Origin of the sequence: Treponema pedis, from assembly GCF_017161325.1 — a bacterium.
In the GTDB taxonomy this organism is placed as follows: Bacteria; Spirochaetota; Spirochaetia; order Treponematales; family Treponemataceae; genus Treponema_B; species Treponema_B pedis.
Genome location: NZ_CP045670.1, coordinates 2,127,222 through 2,145,384, shown reverse-complemented (window position 1 = coordinate 2,145,384; position 18,163 = coordinate 2,127,222). Strand labels below are relative to the sequence as shown.

The 18,163-nt window shown below is 30.6% G+C and carries 18 protein-coding genes; 1 reads left to right on the top strand and 17 read right to left on the bottom strand.

Going from position 1 to position 18,163, the window contains the following annotated elements; genetic code table 11:
- Nucleotides 1-483: 483 nt before the first annotated feature.
- The 17 genes from DYQ05_RS09850 to DYQ05_RS09775 all read right to left on the bottom strand — a co-directional run bounded on the left by DYQ05_RS09850 (nt 484) and on the right by DYQ05_RS09775 (nt 16,337).
- Nucleotides 484-1,068 carry a hypothetical protein gene (locus DYQ05_RS09850; RefSeq protein ID WP_206183357.1) on the bottom strand — a complete coding sequence of 195 codons (585 nt, stop codon included), beginning with the start codon at nt 1,066-1,068 and terminating at the stop codon, nt 484-486.
- Nucleotides 1,069-1,232: 164 nt separating this feature from the next.
- Complete coding sequence (locus tag DYQ05_RS09845) at nt 1,233-2,237, bottom strand: leucine-rich repeat protein (protein WP_206183356.1); 1,005 nt, start codon at nt 2,235-2,237, stop codon at nt 1,233-1,235.
- Between the two features lie 92 nt (nt 2,238-2,329).
- Nucleotides 2,330-3,991, bottom strand: a complete 1,662-nt coding sequence (locus tag DYQ05_RS09840; RefSeq protein ID WP_206183355.1) for a HEAT repeat domain-containing protein — start codon at nt 3,989-3,991, stop codon at nt 2,330-2,332.
- Nucleotides 3,992-4,094: 103 nt separating this feature from the next.
- On the bottom strand, nt 4,095-4,844 hold the full coding sequence (locus tag DYQ05_RS09835; protein WP_020965844.1) for an SIMPL domain-containing protein: 750 nt from the start codon (nt 4,842-4,844) through the stop codon (nt 4,095-4,097).
- Nucleotides 4,845-4,954: 110 nt separating this feature from the next.
- On the bottom strand, nt 4,955-5,347 hold the full coding sequence (locus DYQ05_RS14055; RefSeq protein ID WP_225969254.1) for a hypothetical protein: 393 nt from the start codon (nt 5,345-5,347) through the stop codon (nt 4,955-4,957).
- 35 nt (nt 5,348-5,382) lie between these two features.
- A complete protein-coding gene (locus DYQ05_RS14050; protein ID WP_243442833.1) occupies nt 5,383-5,760 on the bottom strand; it encodes a hypothetical protein in 378 nt (125 codons plus the stop codon).
- 99 nt (nt 5,761-5,859) lie between these two features.
- Entirely contained in the window at nt 5,860-7,236 is a 1,377-nt protein-coding gene (locus tag DYQ05_RS09825; RefSeq protein ID WP_020965842.1) for a HEPN domain-containing protein, read from the bottom strand.
- 128 nt (nt 7,237-7,364) lie between these two features.
- On the bottom strand, nt 7,365-8,033 hold the full coding sequence (locus tag DYQ05_RS09820) for a histidine phosphatase family protein (RefSeq protein ID WP_002678603.1): 669 nt from the start codon (nt 8,031-8,033) through the stop codon (nt 7,365-7,367).
- Complete coding sequence (locus tag DYQ05_RS09815) at nt 8,033-9,355, bottom strand: MATE family Na+-driven efflux transporter (protein ID WP_038096153.1); 1,323 nt, start codon at nt 9,353-9,355, stop codon at nt 8,033-8,035. Before DYQ05_RS09815 ends, DYQ05_RS09820 begins: the two co-directional genes overlap by 1 nt.
- Nucleotides 9,356-9,461: 106 nt before the next feature.
- Nucleotides 9,462-9,602 carry a hypothetical protein gene (locus tag DYQ05_RS09810; protein WP_020965840.1) on the bottom strand — a complete coding sequence of 47 codons (141 nt, stop codon included), beginning with the start codon at nt 9,600-9,602 and terminating at the stop codon, nt 9,462-9,464.
- A gap of 223 nt (nt 9,603-9,825) precedes the next feature.
- On the bottom strand, nt 9,826-10,179 hold the full coding sequence (locus DYQ05_RS09805; protein WP_024465785.1) for a hypothetical protein: 354 nt from the start codon (nt 10,177-10,179) through the stop codon (nt 9,826-9,828).
- A 180-nt stretch (nt 10,180-10,359) separates the two neighbouring features.
- A complete protein-coding gene (locus DYQ05_RS09800; RefSeq protein ID WP_024465784.1) occupies nt 10,360-11,313 on the bottom strand; it encodes a hypothetical protein in 954 nt (317 codons plus the stop codon).
- A 92-nt stretch (nt 11,314-11,405) separates the two neighbouring features.
- Nucleotides 11,406-12,059, bottom strand: a complete 654-nt coding sequence (locus tag DYQ05_RS09795; protein WP_024465783.1) for a hypothetical protein — start codon at nt 12,057-12,059, stop codon at nt 11,406-11,408.
- A 93-nt stretch (nt 12,060-12,152) separates the two neighbouring features.
- Complete coding sequence (locus tag DYQ05_RS09790; protein ID WP_206184133.1) at nt 12,153-13,037, bottom strand: radical SAM mobile pair protein B; 885 nt, start codon at nt 13,035-13,037, stop codon at nt 12,153-12,155.
- Between the two features lie 15 nt (nt 13,038-13,052).
- Complete coding sequence (locus DYQ05_RS09785) at nt 13,053-13,679, bottom strand: nitroreductase family protein (RefSeq protein ID WP_020965836.1); 627 nt, start codon at nt 13,677-13,679, stop codon at nt 13,053-13,055.
- Between the two features lie 163 nt (nt 13,680-13,842).
- Nucleotides 13,843-14,673, bottom strand: coding sequence for a hypothetical protein (locus DYQ05_RS09780; RefSeq protein ID WP_020965835.1), 831 nt, complete (start codon nt 14,671-14,673; stop codon nt 13,843-13,845).
- A gap of 89 nt (nt 14,674-14,762) precedes the next feature.
- Nucleotides 14,763-16,337, bottom strand: coding sequence for a DUF6119 family protein (locus DYQ05_RS09775; protein WP_020965834.1), 1,575 nt, complete (start codon nt 16,335-16,337; stop codon nt 14,763-14,765).
- A 1,214-nt stretch (nt 16,338-17,551) separates the two neighbouring features.
- Here DYQ05_RS09775 and DYQ05_RS09770 point away from each other — a divergent pair.
- Nucleotides 17,552-18,109, top strand: coding sequence for an MFS transporter (locus DYQ05_RS09770; RefSeq protein WP_206183354.1), 558 nt, complete (start codon nt 17,552-17,554; stop codon nt 18,107-18,109).
- Nucleotides 18,110-18,163 lie beyond the last annotated feature (54 nt).

Sequence of the window (18,163 nt, the reverse complement as noted above, 5' to 3'; positions counted from 1 at the left end):
TTTTTACTTGATAACAGTTTAAGGCCAAGTAAATTTTTATTTAAATTTCCATCTGACATATTTAGAACTTCTTAAAGTCAATATTTATAGTAATGTTTTATACTTGCATAAACACTTATTCTATTAGATGTTGTTGATACATTATTCCGGTTTTTATGATTTAAATCGATATTTTTATAATAATTGATTGATTATTTGAGCATATTTTATTGTATATGCATTTAATTTGATTTTTGCAAGGAGACTCTCACATTTCAATTTTCATACAAATAAAAAGGGGAGCAATTTACCAATTTTTAATATAGGCTCAAAACCATATACTTATTCCTCCAACTTATTAATTGATTCGGCACCAGCATATTTCATGTTTTTTCATTTAAAATATAAGCCGAACTTCCGCTTAACCTGCATTTGTAGCTTTGCGGACGCGTATCGCGGCGCCAAAGCAAATGTCAGGTTGAAGCGGGGGGGGGGGGGGTAGGATTAAAATTCTTTCTTAAAATCATAATATTTATATGTCTCTAGGTTTTTGTATGTATAAGGCTCGTACTTTACACCAATTTTTATTACATCATTTTGAATTAAAATATTAAAATAATGTCGAAGAGCCATATATGAACCTTCTATTCCATTTATATGTATTTTTTGTAAAATTTCTTGTGAATTTACCCTAGCAAAATAGAAGTTTTCAAAATCCGTATAGACTACAATATCTTGTTCTGGGAATACGGCAATTAAGTTATTAAGCATATCACTAAGCTTTAAAGTTCTTGTATTAAAAAGAAACGAACTATTAAATGGGTTCCCGTGCGGAATAAATATTTCAGCAATATCATTTCCAAACCAATTAACCATAGGACCGTATCTGATTTCAGTAGTTACTATAGTGATTAATTTTGCCTCATTTTTTAAGAAAAACGTTCCCTCTCCTCTATAATCCTCACCTTTATATATAATAGTTTTACCGCTTGCTTTATTAACAAATTCTTCGGTTATTGTCTCAGCACTCAAATTAAAGATGATATAAATAGTAGTAATTAATAATAATAGTAATTTCTTATTTGTCATTGCATTTTTCTATAGAAATGTATTTTGTTTCAGAAACAAGGTAAGGTAAAAGATAAACTTTTCAAGATAATTCTTCCTTGTGCGAAGCGTCAACCTAAGATTGTTTTAAATCGCAGGCAGCTCGACTGTCTGCCGGCTTTGAAAACCGTGTTAGGCGATTGTTTTTATGATATGCTGTCAGGAATCGGTTCCTCATAAATATAACAAAAACCTTCCAGAGGAATAGTTGTACCGTCGGAGAATTCAAGTTCGCAGCGGAGCTTTATCCAATAATCACTGCACTCATTTATAACAGTGTAGTAATTGTCGGTTTTAGAAATGAAGAAATTCGCGGCAGGATATTTCTGTATCGTAATTGTTTTCTTACCTTTCTTCACTTCAATTTCTATGTTACCGGCACGTTCGTTTTTGTTGTGAGTATCATAAAAATGCAAGACGGCTTTTTGGCTTTTCTTCGGTTCTTTGTCGAGACAAATTTCCATATCAACTGTGTCAAACGCTCTATGATAATCGGATTTTGAAAACAGAATCGTACCGTATTTTTCTTTGGAATTATTTTCGTTCGGAAGAAAATATGCCTCACCTTCAAGTATTTTCGCATCATTCCATTCATTCCAAATTGAAGACCACTTTGTCTTATACGGATTATTAAATGTTTTTATGTATAGTAAATTTTCTATATCGCCAAATGCAAGTGCACCTACATACTGAACCGATTCAGGAATTTCTATATATTTCAGCTTAGTTCTGAAAAATGCTTGTTTTTCTATTCGTTTAAGCCCGCCGGGAAGAATTACAGTCTCCATATCTGAAGCAAGACAGCATGTGATGATTTTTGTAGTTTTCGGGAGTATCAGAGACCTGACATTTTTTAGATTTGTAATGAAAATATTACACTCTTTATTTTTAAATGTACAATTACTCAAATCCAAATCAATATGACCAATCTTACCTTTTTCATCCCCGTTACAAGCTGTCATCAGATTGTGAATTGTTTCCGGCGAAAGTTCATCTTGAATTTTTACGCTCATTTCCTCATTGAGATTAAGGGAGCAAAAATCCGCCATAGTTATTGTCTCATTTACCTGCATATTCTCGGAATTCTGTGCAAATACTATTTCTTCAAAAATAAGAATCAAAGAGATTAGTATTATAAATTGTTTTTTCATTTTTTTGTCTCCTTGTGCCCTAATACGGGTGTTAGAACATTTTTAATTTTATCACTTAGCCCGCTATTGTTTATTTACACTGCTAGGGCGTGTTAGCTGTTCCAATTTGCAAGTAATTCATTCGCTAATTCTCGAATCACATTCTCCTTGCTATTTTTATATGTTTCAATATATTTTTTTGCCTTTTCACCTTTTATTTTTGATAGAGCAACTAAATAAATTCGCGCATTATAATCACTATTTAATCGTTCGTTTTCGCAAACTTTAATTATTGTGTCTACTGATGTTTCATCTTTTAAATTTGCCAGTCCCATAGCAGCATTTCTCTTTAATGAAAAGTCAGAACTGGTATTTTCTAAAATTTTCAGAAATATCGTTTTATGATTTTGTTTTGGAAAATTCGATAGATATTCAATCGAGCTTCTTTGCCAATCTAAACTCTTTTCAGTCTGATATATTTTTTCATAAAGAGTTTGAAGCGTGTTTAGTTTATTTTCTATCAATATGTCGGTAATTGAAACAACTCTTTTTTCTGGGCTTTCCAACATTTCTATTAGTTTATTTAAAACTTCACTAGATTGACTTCCTTTCAAAGCATCTACAGTCCAATACCTAACTGAAGAATCTTTATTATCTAAATAGGTAAAAATTATATCCTTTGACTCTTTGTCATTTCTACCGCCCAATACGCTAATTAGATATTTTTGAATTTCGATGTGTTTTGTCGTTCTTAATGCTTCTTGAACATCTTTTAAAACTTCAGCTGAAAATAATAAAGGCTGTTCCGATACAGTAAAAAAATAATTTTCAGGAATCTCTTTTGTAGAAACTAAATGCAACCAAAATTTTATATTTTCTATATTTTTTGATTTATAAAAACCGTCTAATAAATCCTCGGAAATAGGATTTTCATTTTTCATTAACTCTTTTAGATAATCAACATCTTCTTTTGTCGGACTATTAGCTAAGGCTTGAATTGCAATTCTTCGAGTTTGTGTATTATTTAATAATGGAATAAAAGTGCTTTTGAGGTTGCCAATTCTAAGTTCTTTTATTGAATAAATAGCGTAACCCTTTATACTATAATCCCAGTTTTTAACAGCATCTAGTAGTAATTTTTCAGTTTTTTTATTTTTACCTGTAACCGAAAATATTTGAGCAGCTAGGACTTTGGCTTTTATATTTTCACTATTAATTCTATCATAAGCAGTTTTTTGTAGAGAATTCTTATTTAGTTGAAAATATAAAGGAATCATATGACTATCTCCAAAATTTTCGTATTCTACCAAAAAATCAAATAGAGCTGTTGTGTGATTGGTTTTTAAATGCATCAAAGCCATACCGGCCCAAATAATATTGCCCATAGAGTTTTCGGTTTTGATTCTTTTTAAAAGCTCTTTTTCAAATTTTATGTCGCCAGCTCCTGCAATTACCAAATAAGACAATAATCGTTGATTTTCATTTTTTGAATTAAATAAAATTTTAATATTATTTTTGTAACCGGCAGTTTCTTTAAATTTCGACAGTGGATATTCAACTATTTGCTCATTTTGTAGATTTGCCATGAGCTGCGTCATGTCACTGTGTGGTGTTAGGAAATTTGAATATGTCTGAAACATTTTATTTAAGTCAGTTTCAGTAAATTCCATTTTGGTTGTGTTGATAAAATCTTTTTCAAAATCTTCAATTTTTTGTCCAAATGAAGTAACTGAAAAGAATGTGATTAGTACCATTGTTAAAATATATTTTTTCATTTTTTCTCCTTTCGCGCCGATAGGCGTCGTTCTAACATTCGCTTAACCTGCGTTTGCGGCTTGTCCGCAATGTCAGGTTGAAGCGGGTGTTGGATGCTCATTCCTATTGTATTCCAAATTGTAACTTCATTGTTATTGTTGCGGTCTTTTGTTTTGATGTAGTATTAAAAGTTCCTGCCCAAGAATAATCTTCATTTGAATTTCTAGCTATTATTTGAAATACACCCATATTTGCATTCTTCAATCGTCCTAGTTTAAATCCTGATTTACTCGCTATTGTTTCTGCTCTAGTTTTTGCATTTTCAGTTGCATGTTCAATTAATTCTTTTTTTAATTCAGTCAGTTTCGTATAATAATATTGTGGTTTAGATGAATAGAATTCAACCCCCATATTGATTAACTCTGTAATTTCTCGTGAAATAGTTTCTATTTTCTCTACTTCGTTTGATTCAATCTTTATATCTTGCATTAAGCGATACCCCTTAAAAAGACGTTTTTGGTTTTTATCCATGTCATATATTGTTTCATATTCCTTATCAATTACTACTGCTGAAAATAAATATTCATTCTTTGACACATTTCGCTTTTTTAGAAAGTCTATTATTTTATTTTGATCAAGGTGCAATCGCTCATACGCATTTTTTAAATCAATATCAATCTGTGAAAATGAACCAGACCATACAATCAAATCAGATTCAAAATCTTTTGTTCTCAAACCTGTTACCTGGATTACTTCACTCTCTTTATTTCTTTCCAAAAATGTCTTTGATAAAATAATTAATGATATAATAATTGTAAATACAATCATAAAAAGTTTTATAATTTCAATCTTAGATTCATTTCTTATTTCCATACCATACCTCTTATTTATAACAAAATATTTGCACCGCGAAAGCGGTGTCCATCTAACTGCCGCTTAACCTGCATTTGCGGCTACTCCGCAATGTCAGGTTGAAGCGGGTGTTAGGTGTTTTCCTTTACATAATTCAAATAAAAATTTATAAAATCATCTTTATTATAAGTTTCAGTTTTATTCATAAACATTATATTAATAAATTCTAACTTTGCATTTCCTAGAATATATGTTTTTGTTTCAACGTGTTTATTATAATTTTTAATAAGCATATTCTTTTTTATTTTTTCAGCAAATGAATTTACACATCTACTTTTATCTCTTGTTAATTTTGATAAAATTTTGTATTTTAGTAATCCATCTCGACTAAAAAAAGGTACGACTAGACTATCTAAATATTCTAATAATGTAAGATTAGCAAATTCATTATTCAGATTTAAGATTTTTGAATAGAGATTTTTCCTAATTCTAATTTCATAAGCATATAACCACGTAAATTCCATTATATAATCATATAAAAGTAGCGGATCATTTTCTATTACAAAAAAAAATACTCTTCCAGTAGTTTTTTACATTTTATTCTATGAATATTTAAAATATCACAGATTATAATCAATGCTTCTCTTCGTCTAGTATATGAATAATCAAATAGCATTTTTTCACAAAATTTATAAATACAATCATTTTCATATTTTTCTAATATTAATTCTCGATATTTATGTGAATGAGTTACTGAATCATAAATAAATGAACAAGGACTTTTCCATTCATGAATAGCATCATTTTCATAACATTTTTCGAAGAAAAGATTTATATCTTTAATTTGTAACAAGTTCTTGCATACCTCTTCCAAATATTCATCTGTAAGATAATATGTATATTCTTTTACTTTTTGTATTAATTCATTCTCTTCCAATATTTTATCCTATTTTTACCCTTATACACCTAACATTCCGCTTAACCTGCATTTGCGGCTTGTCCGCAATGTCAGGTTGAAGCGAGCATTAGGTTTCTACTAAAATTTATCAATAATACTTCCTATACCTATATTCGAATTTTCTTTAATTTTATTAGATATTGCCACTATACTATAAACATATATTTTATAATGATCATATAAATCAATATTACTATTTAATATTATTCCTGAATGAATTATACTATTTCGTTCATCAATTAATTCTGACATAATTTTATCGGAATATTCTTTTTTAAATAATTTAAATTGTTTAATACATTTCCAATATATTTCAAGCATTTTAGTTTTCTTATTAAATTCATAATTATCTAAATAAATAATTTCAAAAGCAGTATTTAAATTTATTATTTTATCTATTATTGAAATTGATTTTATTGATTTTTTTAAATGCCTTAATGAAACAGTTAATCTTTGATATCTCTGACCTAAATTATTATTAAATAACTTATACTCTAAATACCCTTTTTGAATTAAATCAATGAACTCAAAAGATTGATCTAAAATATTTTTTTTCTTATGATGAAAATCTAGTGTAATATCAATATTCAAAAAAGAAATATCAAAAACTAATTCATCTTTGGAATATATTGGAACCAAATTGACTTCAAGTTTTTTATGATTATTTATACATCTAGTCAATGTTAAAAAATGATTTATATCTAGTGTCGCCCAATGATTTACTTTACTTGTAGACCAAGTATAATTTTTATTTTTTTTATTAGTTATTATATGATAAAAATACAATTTTATTGTAATAAATTCTATTTTTTCGATAATTTGCCATAAATTATCAAATCTATCATATTGTGAAAAATTTTCGATGATGATTAATAAAGGATTTCGTTCTAACCACTTCATGTTTATATATTTAAAATAATGATCAATCATAGATTCATCAAACTTAATAGATTTCATTTTATTATTATCTAAAAATTGCCTAATAATTTCTTTTGTTTTTGAAAGACTATTAGTTTGAGGGATTATTGCAAAATTATCATTGGTATAAAACAAAGGTCTTTTATCTGTAAAATAAATATAATTCATGTTTTCTATACCAAAACTATGTATTGGAAATAAAACAACTGATCGTTTATTAAGATTGTTTTTTGAAACTGAATTTATAATATTGTTTATTAAATTTTGTGGAGTTGATCTTTTTATTTCATAAAAAATTATATGATCTAATGCAGATTGTGAAATCCAAATATCATTCTTTCTATATTCTTTTAGTATATAACACTTAATTCTTTGTAAAAATTGTCCTTCATATTCTAATTCTTTATCTGATAGATTAAAAACAAAGTCATCAAAAGTTTCATTATTTATGTAAAAAGATTTACTTTTATAAAAAATGTGATTAATTGAATTTTGAATCATTTTTTTTTCTTTTTCTGCTATTTTTCCATTAGTCATTATTAGATCTCTTAATAAAAATTATAAACATTGTCACAATTCACATAATTGAAAATGTTATATTGTAAACATAACATTTTTTTGAACCGCAAACGGGCTTGCCCCGTTTGTCGGCTTTGAAAACGGTGTTATGTGTTTACAAACTCCCTAATTTCATTTCTCCAACTACACCAGAAATGATTTTTTTCTCCCCAAAGAATCATACCTTCTAGCATCATTGGCCATTTATTATTTTCAATACTTCTCCTTGTCGAAGCAAAGTCAAATAAATATGCATAAAGAATAGCCATTTGAAAATCATGCGTACAATACAAATCAACAGTATTCTCTAAATTGCCATTGGAAAACATATAATCAAGCATTATTTTTGCGGATTCCTGTATTGAATTAAAACCTTCCAAACCTTCCTTTTTTAATTTAAAAATGATTTCTTGATTATTAAATTTTAGCTCTTTGAAAACTTTATCGCTTAGAAATATATCTTTTGTTTGTGGATATTCCATTTCATTAGGAGCTTTTACAATATTCCTATTTTGGGCTTTCCCTAAAAGGATATTTTCACAAGTTTGAATATTTCGTAAACAAGTACTTGAGGCAACATATCCGATGTCATATTGTAAATTTCTTCCAAAACTTTTACAGAGTTCAATTCCTTCGTCAGTAAGAGCTACTTCTCGTCCAACTCCAGACTCTATTTTTCCTCTGATTGAGTGACGAAAAATGATTTTACAATTTTGACCGACAGGTACTTTTGAAGCACCTTTTTCCATGTGTTCATATATTGATACTAATTTCATTATTCAACATCCAGAATGTTTATCTTTTTTTTCTTCAAAAGATATGTAAAAGCACCACCTGAAACAATACTGTCAAAAGCATTTCCAACACCGAATAACAATGCAATACTTATCAATGTCGGAGTCCATTTACCTGCAAGATACAAAGCAAATGCTATACCATAATAAATTGAATTGGTAACTATCGATTCAAAAAGCATATAATTTGTTTTTCCAAGTCCGTAAAACTCGCAATCAAATACATTTTGCAATGCATACAATACATAAAAGCCAAGAAGCACCATAACAAGGCTATACAATTTATCAACATCAGAAAATTGCAGCACATTTGCCATAAATCCTTTCCATCCGGGGATTGTTATAAACCAAACAAGACAAACTATCGCTGTAACTGCAAAATATCCGAGCGTATTATTTTTTATCGCCTTTTCATCTGTACTAACTTCCTGCTTTATCAATTCTCCAAGTTGATTAATCGGCAATAGCAACCATCCCCAGATAAAACTATTTGCAACCCAGTAAGTACCCTGTTCATTTACCATATTAACCATACGGCTTATCATAAGCATATAAGCAATATTTCTGACAAAAGATTCTATTCCTGAGATACCGCCAATTTTTACAAAATCCTTAGCCCATTCAAAAGAAAGTTTTTCCTTACTGAAAATAAAGTAACCTTCTTTACTGAGCAAAATAACTGAAACTATAAACAGAATAAGATTTACCACAATATTACTATAACCGATTCCGTTTACACCGAAATTTGCAGATATATTTAATGTAGAAACAAAGAATGTATCAAGAATAACACTTAATACAAGTTTTGTACCTGTGAGAATATATACATATTTTGATTTTCCTAATGTTACCAAACATACGAGCAGAAAAGTTGCCAGAAGAGAGAATATATTTGCAATACTTTCTATTCTTATATACACAGCAGATTCTGTAATAATATCTTTACTTGTAGCCATTATCGCCAAAAGAGGATTTGTAAAACAACAAATTAAAACAGAACAAACAGCATAAACACAAAATGAAATAATCAATCCAGTTTTTATCCTGTTTGTATATTCAGATTTCTCTGCAACAAATTTTCCCATAAAGAAATATAATGGAAGAACTATTGCTTCATTTAATATTTCGTAAATAAGATTTACCCACGAAAGCTGCCCGGCGATTGAAAATGCCCAATCTCCAGGTAATGCCCCTAAAAAGAACACTCTTAATGTTGTATAAATTGTAGGACACAATCCCATAATTAAAAGGGAAATAAATAATTTCCAATTTAAGTTTTTTAATGACTTACCGATTTTATTCATTTTAAACTCCTCGCGCCCCAGTACGGGCCCACATAACATCCGCTTAACCTGCATTTGCGGCCGCCCGCAATGTCAGGTTGAAGCGGGTGTTAGATTCTATATTTCTTTATTTAGAAAAATATACTTTTTCAAATTTCCACAAAAATCTATCATTTTTTTTCAAAATATATTTTTTTATTATTAAAATCAACTTGCCATCCACAATCTCTCCATGAAAAAGCTTGGGAATTTCCACTATTTTCTCCATTCGACCACCATTCTATATATTTATAAGCAGATATTGGTAATTCTGCATTTATAATCTTTTCTATTTCTGAAAATAATAATGAAATATTATTATTTTTATAGATCTTAAATAATAAAATAACGGTAAATATTTATCCATACTTTTATCTCTATTATAATTAACTTTTCAATTTTCAAATTGGCTTTTAAAATCAGGAACTTCTTTTAAAAGCCTTTATTATTTATTATTTTTTCTTATAAACTTCCCACTTGGACATATTACCATTTGCAGCTTTATATGCATAGTATTCTGCACCAGGTTTTTCTGCTGCTATAAACTTATACCACTTATTATCTTCTGCATGGGCTCTATCTGCATATCTGTATATTGCACTTGCTTCCTTCGATGTGTTACTCAATTTTTCGAGTTTATTCATAGAAGGTGCTTTTTCCAGTTCTACCATTTCCCAACTAATAGATGTATCTTCTTTTCCTAAAAATACACTATTCAAGTCTAATGTCGTACAACCAAAAAATAAAAGAGCAGCACTTACTATCGTTATTCCGATTAGTAATCTGATTGCTTTCTTTTGTTTCATCTTTCAACCTTCCTTCTTGCAATTTCCTTTTAATTGCAATTATTTTTATTTTTAAATCGAAAGAATATTTTGATTGGTTCCGTTACCCGCCTGCCATAAGGCAGGTCAATCTAACATTGTTTTAAACCGCAACGCAGCTTGTCTGCGTTGTCGGCTTTGAAAACGGTGTTAGGCGGTGCTTTAAGTTTTCCAGTTTATTAAAATATTCTGCAATAATAAAATTAATTCTAAGGATTTACATTTTATTTCATCTTGTAAATTTTCATCTATTTTCTTTCCATGAAACAGTGAATTACGTAAATCTATTATTTTTTTTATGAAAGATATATCTATATTATTATTCACCACTCCACTTTTTATTTCATAAATTTCGAATACTTCATTTAGGATAGCACACAATTTCTCAGCTCTTGTTTCTTTGGTACTATTCAATAGACAATTTTTAATTCTTTCCTTTATTCTATTAAAAACATCTGTTTCTATTTCATTTTCTATAGATTTGATCATTTTATTTATGATGTTTTCTGGAATTAATTTGTTTATAGATATTTTTTTAAAAAAGGATGCTTCAATAAACTCTATTGCAGAAAACGCATTAAAATATTTTGTAACGCCATCTGTAGCACTTAGCGATCTATAATAAGCATCTAAAACAAATTTAAATTCTTTATCGGCAAAATATTTTTCTAGGGTATCATAGAGAGTAAAATCTATCTTATATGTAGCATGCATAGTTAATGTATCATGAATTTCTATCTTGTCTTTTATATGAATAGCATCATTGTTAGTTAAGATGCATGTTTCTCTTTCATTTTCTTCCAAAAAAGAAATCTGAGTAATATTATAATTCAATTTTAGGTGTGTATAATGTTGATTCGGAAATTGACTTTGAATTATCAATGAAGATAATTTTATAATTTTCACTAATAATTCTTCCGCAATTTTAGAACATTCGTCTCTATTATTAGCAAATATTTCATTTATCTCAATGTTATACGTTCCTTTATCCCCTATTATTGAGAATTCTTTATTTATATAATCAAATTCAACATCTTCAGAAGAGCTAAAATCATGTTTATTAAAATTGCTTTTCTGCTCTAAATATAATGGTACTCGAATTTTATATTGTTTCATAGTTTTTCCTTTCCAGTCCGCATAACATTCGCTTAACCTGCATTTGCGGCTTGTCCGCAATGTCAGGTTGAAGCGAGAGTTAGATGTTTTTTTTACTCAACTGCATTATATTTTTCAAAAGCAATTTGAGCAAAGTCTAATTCCTTTTTTGTTTTAATTATTTTTTTATCCGTTAGTTTTTCTTCATAACTTTTAATTCTTTTTCCTATTTGAATATCTGTAGAAAACCCATGAATTATTAAAGGATATTTACAACATTTTTTTCTTTCAAAATCAAATTCTGCACAACCAATATTGTTAGTTGAATCTACAAAGCTATTAACAGAATAGGTGTAAAATATTTTCCCTTTTATCCCATCAATAGTTATTGATGTACTTACCCATGAAGAGTGTAATTCTAACTTCTCATTGTATGAATGTCCACGTATTTGCATGGTGTCCATATCTTGTTCGTAATATTCAACAATATATCTCTTTTTTCCACTTGCACCAATATAGTATCCAAGCCATATTCCATTTAGATATTCATTTCCTAAGAAACACCTTTTTATTGGTTCACATACTTTTAATGATGAATGAAATAAAAAAACAATTGATTTATAAACGCCAACTGAGGATATAAATCCAATAATCCACAAAATTATATCATTTTTCGTTCCTGTAAATAGTGTGTCAATAAACTTCCAAACGAGAAATACTAAAGTGGTTGTACAAGTAATAATTAATACATCATATTTCTTTTTCATTATATTCTCTTTTTTCGTCCGCCTAAGGCGTCCATCTAACATTGTTTTAAACCGCAACGCAGCTTGTCTGCGTTGTCGGCTTTGAAAACGGTGTTATGCGTTTTTCATCACTGACTTTTTAATTTCTTCGTGGTAAAAGAAATTCACCAAAAGAGGCGGAGAATCAAACGGAAGATTCATGCTGTCGTCATTTCTGACATACGACAGCCCGCTTTCCTTTGCGTACGCGCGGAGTTCCGTATCAAGCTTTTCCCAATAATCGCGATTACCTTTTGAATAAATTTCTTCGTAAAGCGGAACAAGCTCTGCGTGCTGTTGCCGTATATAGTCCATAATTACCGGACGGAACGTTCCCCTCAAGTTCAAATTTTCAAGCCAAACGAGATTGCATTGATTTTTTACTCGTTCCACGATTGCTTTTACGTCGGTGATTCCGGGAAAAATCGGTGAGATAAAGCAGGTTGTGCGGATTCCTTCATCGTGAAGTTTTTTCATAGCGGAAAGTCTGCGCTCAATACTTACGGCATTATCCATATCCGCGCGGAAAGCCTCGTCCAACGTATTGATTGAAAAACCGACCCGCGCATTCGGAAACGTTTTGATTAAATTAATATCACGCAAAACAAGGTCGCTTTTTGTCTGTATGCTGATCTTTATGTCGTTCCCTTTTAATTCTTCAAGCAGTGCGCGGGTGCGGCGAAACTCTTCTTCCTGCGGATTGTAAGGGTCTGTAACCGAACCAAAAAAGAATTCCTTGCCCTCATATTTTTTCGGATTTTTTATCGGCTCCCAGTATTTTACGTCTAAAAACTCACCCCAATTTTCAGCATGATTGGTAAACCGTTTCATAAAACAGGCGTAGCAATACTTACAGGCATGAGTGCAGCCGACATAGGGATTCATGGAAAAATCAGCAACAGGAAGATTTGACTTCGTGAGAACCGATTTTACTTTGATTTTTTGGACGACTGGTTTCATCATATTGCTGCCGAACTATTTCCATCTGCCGAAATGTAGCTGTTTACCAAGGTCTGCTACGTTTTGCTCCAGTTGATCTTCGTTTGAATCTGCATAACCGATTCCTATAAATACAGGAATCATATATGTCGGCGGGACTTTCAGTTTTTCTTTTACAATATCGTGTTCTTCGTTTAATGGAATCCTCATGGAACATGACAGCCCTTCTGCCGTCGCTGCCAAAAATATGTTTTCTATTACACACCAGATTGTTGAAAACGGATTTAATTTGGAAACATATTCACCGTTCAATTCTTTTGACTTGAACACAGGGATTACAACATAAGGAGCATTCTTTAGCATTGTAAATTGCCGCGGCATCGCATGAGCATACATTTTCTGCGCAAGCGTGGTCGGATACGGTTTTGGGCGGTTAAGATATCCTTGGGCATCGAATTTATCCGCTATCTTTTTGGCGTATTCAAAAGCGTATTCTTTTTCTTCATCCGTTTTTAAGACGATGTAACTCCAATTACGGTTATGATTCCATGTCGGGGCTTTGTTTCCCGCGTCCAGAATTCTTTTTATCGCCTCAAAATCTACTTCTTTATCCAAGAATTCTCTTACAGTTCGTCTTTTGTTGATTGCTTCGTATACATCCATTGGTATGCTCCTGTTTTCTTTATTTCCTCATTTTATAAACGATAAAACATGGTAAATTCTATCACATCAAGCGCCCCTCTGGGGCGTCCACATAACATTCGCTTAACCTGCAAACGGGCTTGACCCGTTTGTCAGCGTTGAAGCGGGTGTTAGGCAGTTTTATCTAAAATGTTATTTCTTCGAAATTATTTTCGCTGATTACAATTGTACCATCTGGTAACATAAACACAACTTCATCCCAATATTCTTTTTTATCTTTATGTTCTTTTTCAACATATACAAAATAAATAATCCATTTTTCATTTGCCTCATCAATAGGATGTAATTCATATGTGGAAAAAAACAAATCCCGTTTACATAATTCTTTTATATAATAATCGGCAACTTCTTTTAAGTTTTCTTTTTCAATATGTTTTTTTAATTCTTTTTCAGTAAAGCTGCTTTGTATATCAATAAGCTCTTGCCCAATTTTCCATCTGCAATGCGTTTCATCCAATATTTTACTTGAAGAAAGTCCATGAATAAATTTTAAGTTTTTTCTTGAATAATTTACCTGATACAAGTGAATATCCTGATTCTTTACTTTTACCGTTTTTTCTAAGTAAAGCGGAAATTCAGTTTCCATAATAAAAAAAGAGTTTATCAAAAGCTTCAAATCAGATTCAAAATCATACATCGCCATAGTTCCAAATTGTCCTAGGGCCTTCCCATTTGTACGAAAAGAAATACTTTTATCATCATATATGATAGTAACCTCATATGGGAGCAGACACTTACCCCAATCTCTGCTTTTTACAACACTCAAATTATTAAGAAACTCTTTTTTTTGATTCTCATCTAATTTTACGGTAATTTTTGTTTTAATATTTTCAACAATTATTTCTTGAACTGTTTTTATTTTGTTTAATACAAGATAATCTATTTTATCCTGAGCATAAGCTGAATAAATTAGAGTAGTTACAAAAGTAATTACAAAGCATACTTTGTTTTTCATTTTCTCTCCTGCGCCGAAGGCGTCAACCTAACATTGTTTTAAACCGCAAGTTGCAACAGCAACTTGTCGGCTTTGAAAACTATGTTAGGTCATACTTTTTCTATCAGTGCCACACTTACTTTATAATTAAATGCTTTCAATGTAATTACAGATTGCCTTAGATTTAATAAGGAAAAGAAAGAAAGTGTTTCTTCAATTGGTTTTCGACCTTTGCTTATAATTGCTATTACAATTTCACAATCACTAGCTCGAAATTTGTTGTCAACAGGAATAAATGATAAATCGTATTTTAGCTTATCTTTGCCTTTTGTTATTATAGCTTTTCGAAATCCTTCATCTTTCAGTAATGACTCGGCAGATATTCTACATTGAGAGAATAAGTGACTTAAATTAGCAGAATTATGCTTTTGCTTTACATGTATAAATTGCAATGTTTTTGTCAATATGTCACATGGCTCTATTTCTGTTCTAGCTGAATCACATTTAACTGTCATTCTATCAAGTACATAGCAATCTTTAGTGTTTAGAAACTTATTATTATATTCTCCTTCTGTTTTCACATCACAATTCGGGAAAGCAAAAGAAGATAATGGAATTGTTTTTACATAATCAATAACTTCCTTAACAAAATTAGCTTCAATTTTATACCAATGTCCTAAAGTAAAAATATACTTGCTATTTTTATAATCAGTCTCATATGTTAGACACCTATATACAGACCATTTGATAGTTAGGTCGTTTGAAGCAAAATTCACATAGATTTTTTCTTTTTTGAATTCATCATAATCATTTAATTGTACTATATTGTTAAGAAAATGCTCAATATGAAGTTCTGTAACCAAAGCATTCTCATCATACTTTTTCTTATAGCAGAACCCATTAATATCATCCCAGTCTATTACCTTATCCGGAGCAAGAATCATTTTTTCGGAATTCTTTGAATTCAAATCAGATATAAGCATTTTTTGTAATTCGTTGATCAATAGTTTATCACGTTCTTCTTTAAGATTATCAACCCAATCAAAGTCTTTTTTATACCTAGATGAAGTATAATAATGGAGCATTATTCGCGCCTTTTTTTCAAGATCATGGACAGATTGCTCAGCATTAATAATTATTCCATCACGTCCTGCAATTTGCTTGGCGAACCTTTGATTCTTTGGAACACCAGTAACAGCTCTTAATAAATCATTAAGAATATCTATTCCAAATGTTTCTTTTTCAGCCCCTATACTTGTTTGGATTCTTGATTGAATAGTTAGCTCTTCAAGTTTTGCAATGTCTAAACTTCTTATTTGTTTCGGATCTATAGCATTAATTGCAATTCTAAATCCAAAATCATTAACAATTAATTCATCTTTAAGCAAATACCTTCCATAACCAAAAGTAAATGCAAATATTCTGTTTTTTGTCTTTAGAAATAAAATTGCCCGTGTTGATTGGTTTTTGATTTTATCAAATGTTGATGTCGAAGCTTCTTTAAGAAACTTAACCCATCTAGGCTGTTTTTGTTTCGATTCACCGATGATTATCGTGCCTTCATATTTAATATCATTATTTAATTTATAATAGCTGTAACCGAAATCATTGCGGAGGCAATCTTTGAAAGATGAGACTCTGTCTTTGATTAGATAGCAAGTAAGATGCCATGTTTTCTTTTTCATTATTTTTCCTCACGGTGCATACCACCGTCAATCTAACATCTTTTCGACCTTTCTTCATTATACCATAAAAATCACTAGTTTGCAACCTAATATCCAAATAAATTTAAAAGATAAATCTTTCTACCATAAAATAATTGAGTGTATAAACATACACTTGACAGATTAGACCTATCTTCGTTAAATCGCGTCCATTCGCCAATGCACAGAGTACACTGCGTGAGGGATTGGAGGGGTGCAAAAGCGTTTTTTTAAAAATGCTTTTGCAGTACACGAATGCACTGCAATTTCGGTGCATTCGTACCGGAGGCGGTAGCCGAAGCCACGCAAAGCCCGACGGTTTTGAGCCGTGAGGCGAAAAACCGGCACGCCCATCGTATGTATAAAAATCGGAAAATGAAAATCTGCATCATATCAATCGGAGTTTGCATGCCGAGTCCCAAGCGGTTTAAAATACCGATATAGACCGTAGCGGTTTTTATACAGGCGTGTCCAAGCAGTTCTTAAACTGTAAAGGTATCATAATAAGAATACCGGTCTCCTCTTTTATATGTATGATGTTATTTTTAAAAGCAGTATGTCAAATTTTCAGGGTTGAGCGATAAATCCTGTTTTCCTACAGGTTTTTAAAAAGCCTTATACGGGGTTTGAGTGTAGACAAAAAGGTAAAGTTCTTTCTATTTATCTTAAGCAGCAGCTTGGAACTGACGGTACTGTCTTCGGTATTTTTTCTTTAATATTTACCTTAAAATGCCGCCGGAAAAGTCTTACCGTTACAGTTTTTGATTGTGATATCCATACTATATTTTTCTATGTATAAAACAATCTTCACCGTATTAAAGAGCATAAATGGTAAAACCTTCCCCATCAAATGCAGCCGAAACTTGCTATTTTGGGCAAAATCTTCTGTAACGGCATAATTATAGCACAAGTGTTACGGAATGTCCAGTATAATATTTCCCGAAAAGATTTTATAAAATGTTTTGACCCCGGTGTATCGGTATACCTCGGGACAAACGGATATGAGAGTTGTTCGGCATAATAGAGTCTTTGCGGAGCATTGCCTGTACGGATTGCTTTGTAAATTTAGGAAGGGGAGGGTATATAGCCGGATAGAAAACCGCTGTCTATAAAAAATAAAAAAATGCACAGCTTTACAAGTTGTAATTTATGGTTTATAATGCCTGAGAAGTAAAGTATGAAAGTTAATATAATTTATGAAAGACAAGAATTTTAGTAATTTATTACTGGCGAGACTAACGAGGAACATTGCGGACAGCTTGTTTTACATGTCAGCCGTTTGGTATATCTCAGAGAAATCGGCTCTTTTAACATCTTTGGCAATGATGTGCTTTACTGTTCCGGAAAACATACTTATATTTTTCGGTCCGTTTATTGACCGCTATAACCGCAAAAAAATATTGCTTATTAATTCGACTGTACAAATAATATTAGTGATTATATTAACCGGTTTACTGGCATGTAATAAGTTGTCGGTTATACCGTTATTTTCAATTATTTTTATCTCGACCTTATTAGGCAATATTAATTATGAAGTTGAAGATACCGTAATTCCGAATATTGTTTCAGAAGAGAATTTGGTAAAAGCAAATTCACTGCTTGAAATATCCTATACTATTACCGACTCAATTTTTAACGGTATATCGGGTTTTTTAATAGCATCTTTTTCCGCCTCGGTATTATATAAACTGAATATTATACTGTTTATTATACCGATAATTTTTATAAAAAAATTTAATAATACCAATCGGTAAAACCGAAAAAAACGTTGGTAAATACAACTTTAAAGAATACGGAAACGATTTAAT

Coding starts and splice junctions, on each gene's coding strand:
- DYQ05_RS09790 (WP_206184133.1), bottom strand. CDS start 13,037: ATGAAACCAGTCGTCCAAAAAATCAAAGTAAAATCGGTTCTCACGAAG.
- DYQ05_RS09835 (WP_020965844.1), bottom strand. CDS start 4,844: ATGGAAATAAGAAATGAATCTAAGATTGAAATTATAAAACTTTTTATG.
- DYQ05_RS09795 (WP_024465783.1), bottom strand. CDS start 12,059: ATGAAAAAGAAATATGATGTATTAATTATTACTTGTACAACCACTTTA.
- DYQ05_RS09770 (WP_206183354.1), top strand. CDS start 17,552: ATGAAAGACAAGAATTTTAGTAATTTATTACTGGCGAGACTAACGAGG.
- DYQ05_RS09815 (WP_038096153.1), bottom strand. CDS start 9,355: ATGAATAAAATCGGTAAGTCATTAAAAAACTTAAATTGGAAATTATTT.
- DYQ05_RS14055 (WP_225969254.1), bottom strand. CDS start 5,347: ATGGAATTTACGTGGTTATATGCTTATGAAATTAGAATTAGGAAAAAT.
- DYQ05_RS09840 (WP_206183355.1), bottom strand. CDS start 3,991: ATGAAAAAATATATTTTAACAATGGTACTAATCACATTCTTTTCAGTT.
- DYQ05_RS09810 (WP_020965840.1), bottom strand. CDS start 9,602: ATGGAGAAAATAGTGGAAATTCCCAAGCTTTTTCATGGAGAGATTGTG.
- DYQ05_RS09850 (WP_206183357.1), bottom strand. CDS start 1,068: ATGACAAATAAGAAATTACTATTATTATTAATTACTACTATTTATATC.
- DYQ05_RS09785 (WP_020965836.1), bottom strand. CDS start 13,679: ATGGATGTATACGAAGCAATCAACAAAAGACGAACTGTAAGAGAATTC.
- DYQ05_RS09775 (WP_020965834.1), bottom strand. CDS start 16,337: ATGAAAAAGAAAACATGGCATCTTACTTGCTATCTAATCAAAGACAGA.
- DYQ05_RS09845 (WP_206183356.1), bottom strand. CDS start 2,237: ATGAAAAAACAATTTATAATACTAATCTCTTTGATTCTTATTTTTGAA.
- DYQ05_RS09800 (WP_024465784.1), bottom strand. CDS start 11,313: ATGAAACAATATAAAATTCGAGTACCATTATATTTAGAGCAGAAAAGC.
- DYQ05_RS09825 (WP_020965842.1), bottom strand. CDS start 7,236: ATGACTAATGGAAAAATAGCAGAAAAAGAAAAAAAAATGATTCAAAAT.
- DYQ05_RS09780 (WP_020965835.1), bottom strand. CDS start 14,673: ATGAAAAACAAAGTATGCTTTGTAATTACTTTTGTAACTACTCTAATT.
- DYQ05_RS09820 (WP_002678603.1), bottom strand. CDS start 8,033: ATGAAATTAGTATCAATATATGAACACATGGAAAAAGGTGCTTCAAAA.
- DYQ05_RS09805 (WP_024465785.1), bottom strand. CDS start 10,179: ATGAAACAAAAGAAAGCAATCAGATTACTAATCGGAATAACGATAGTA.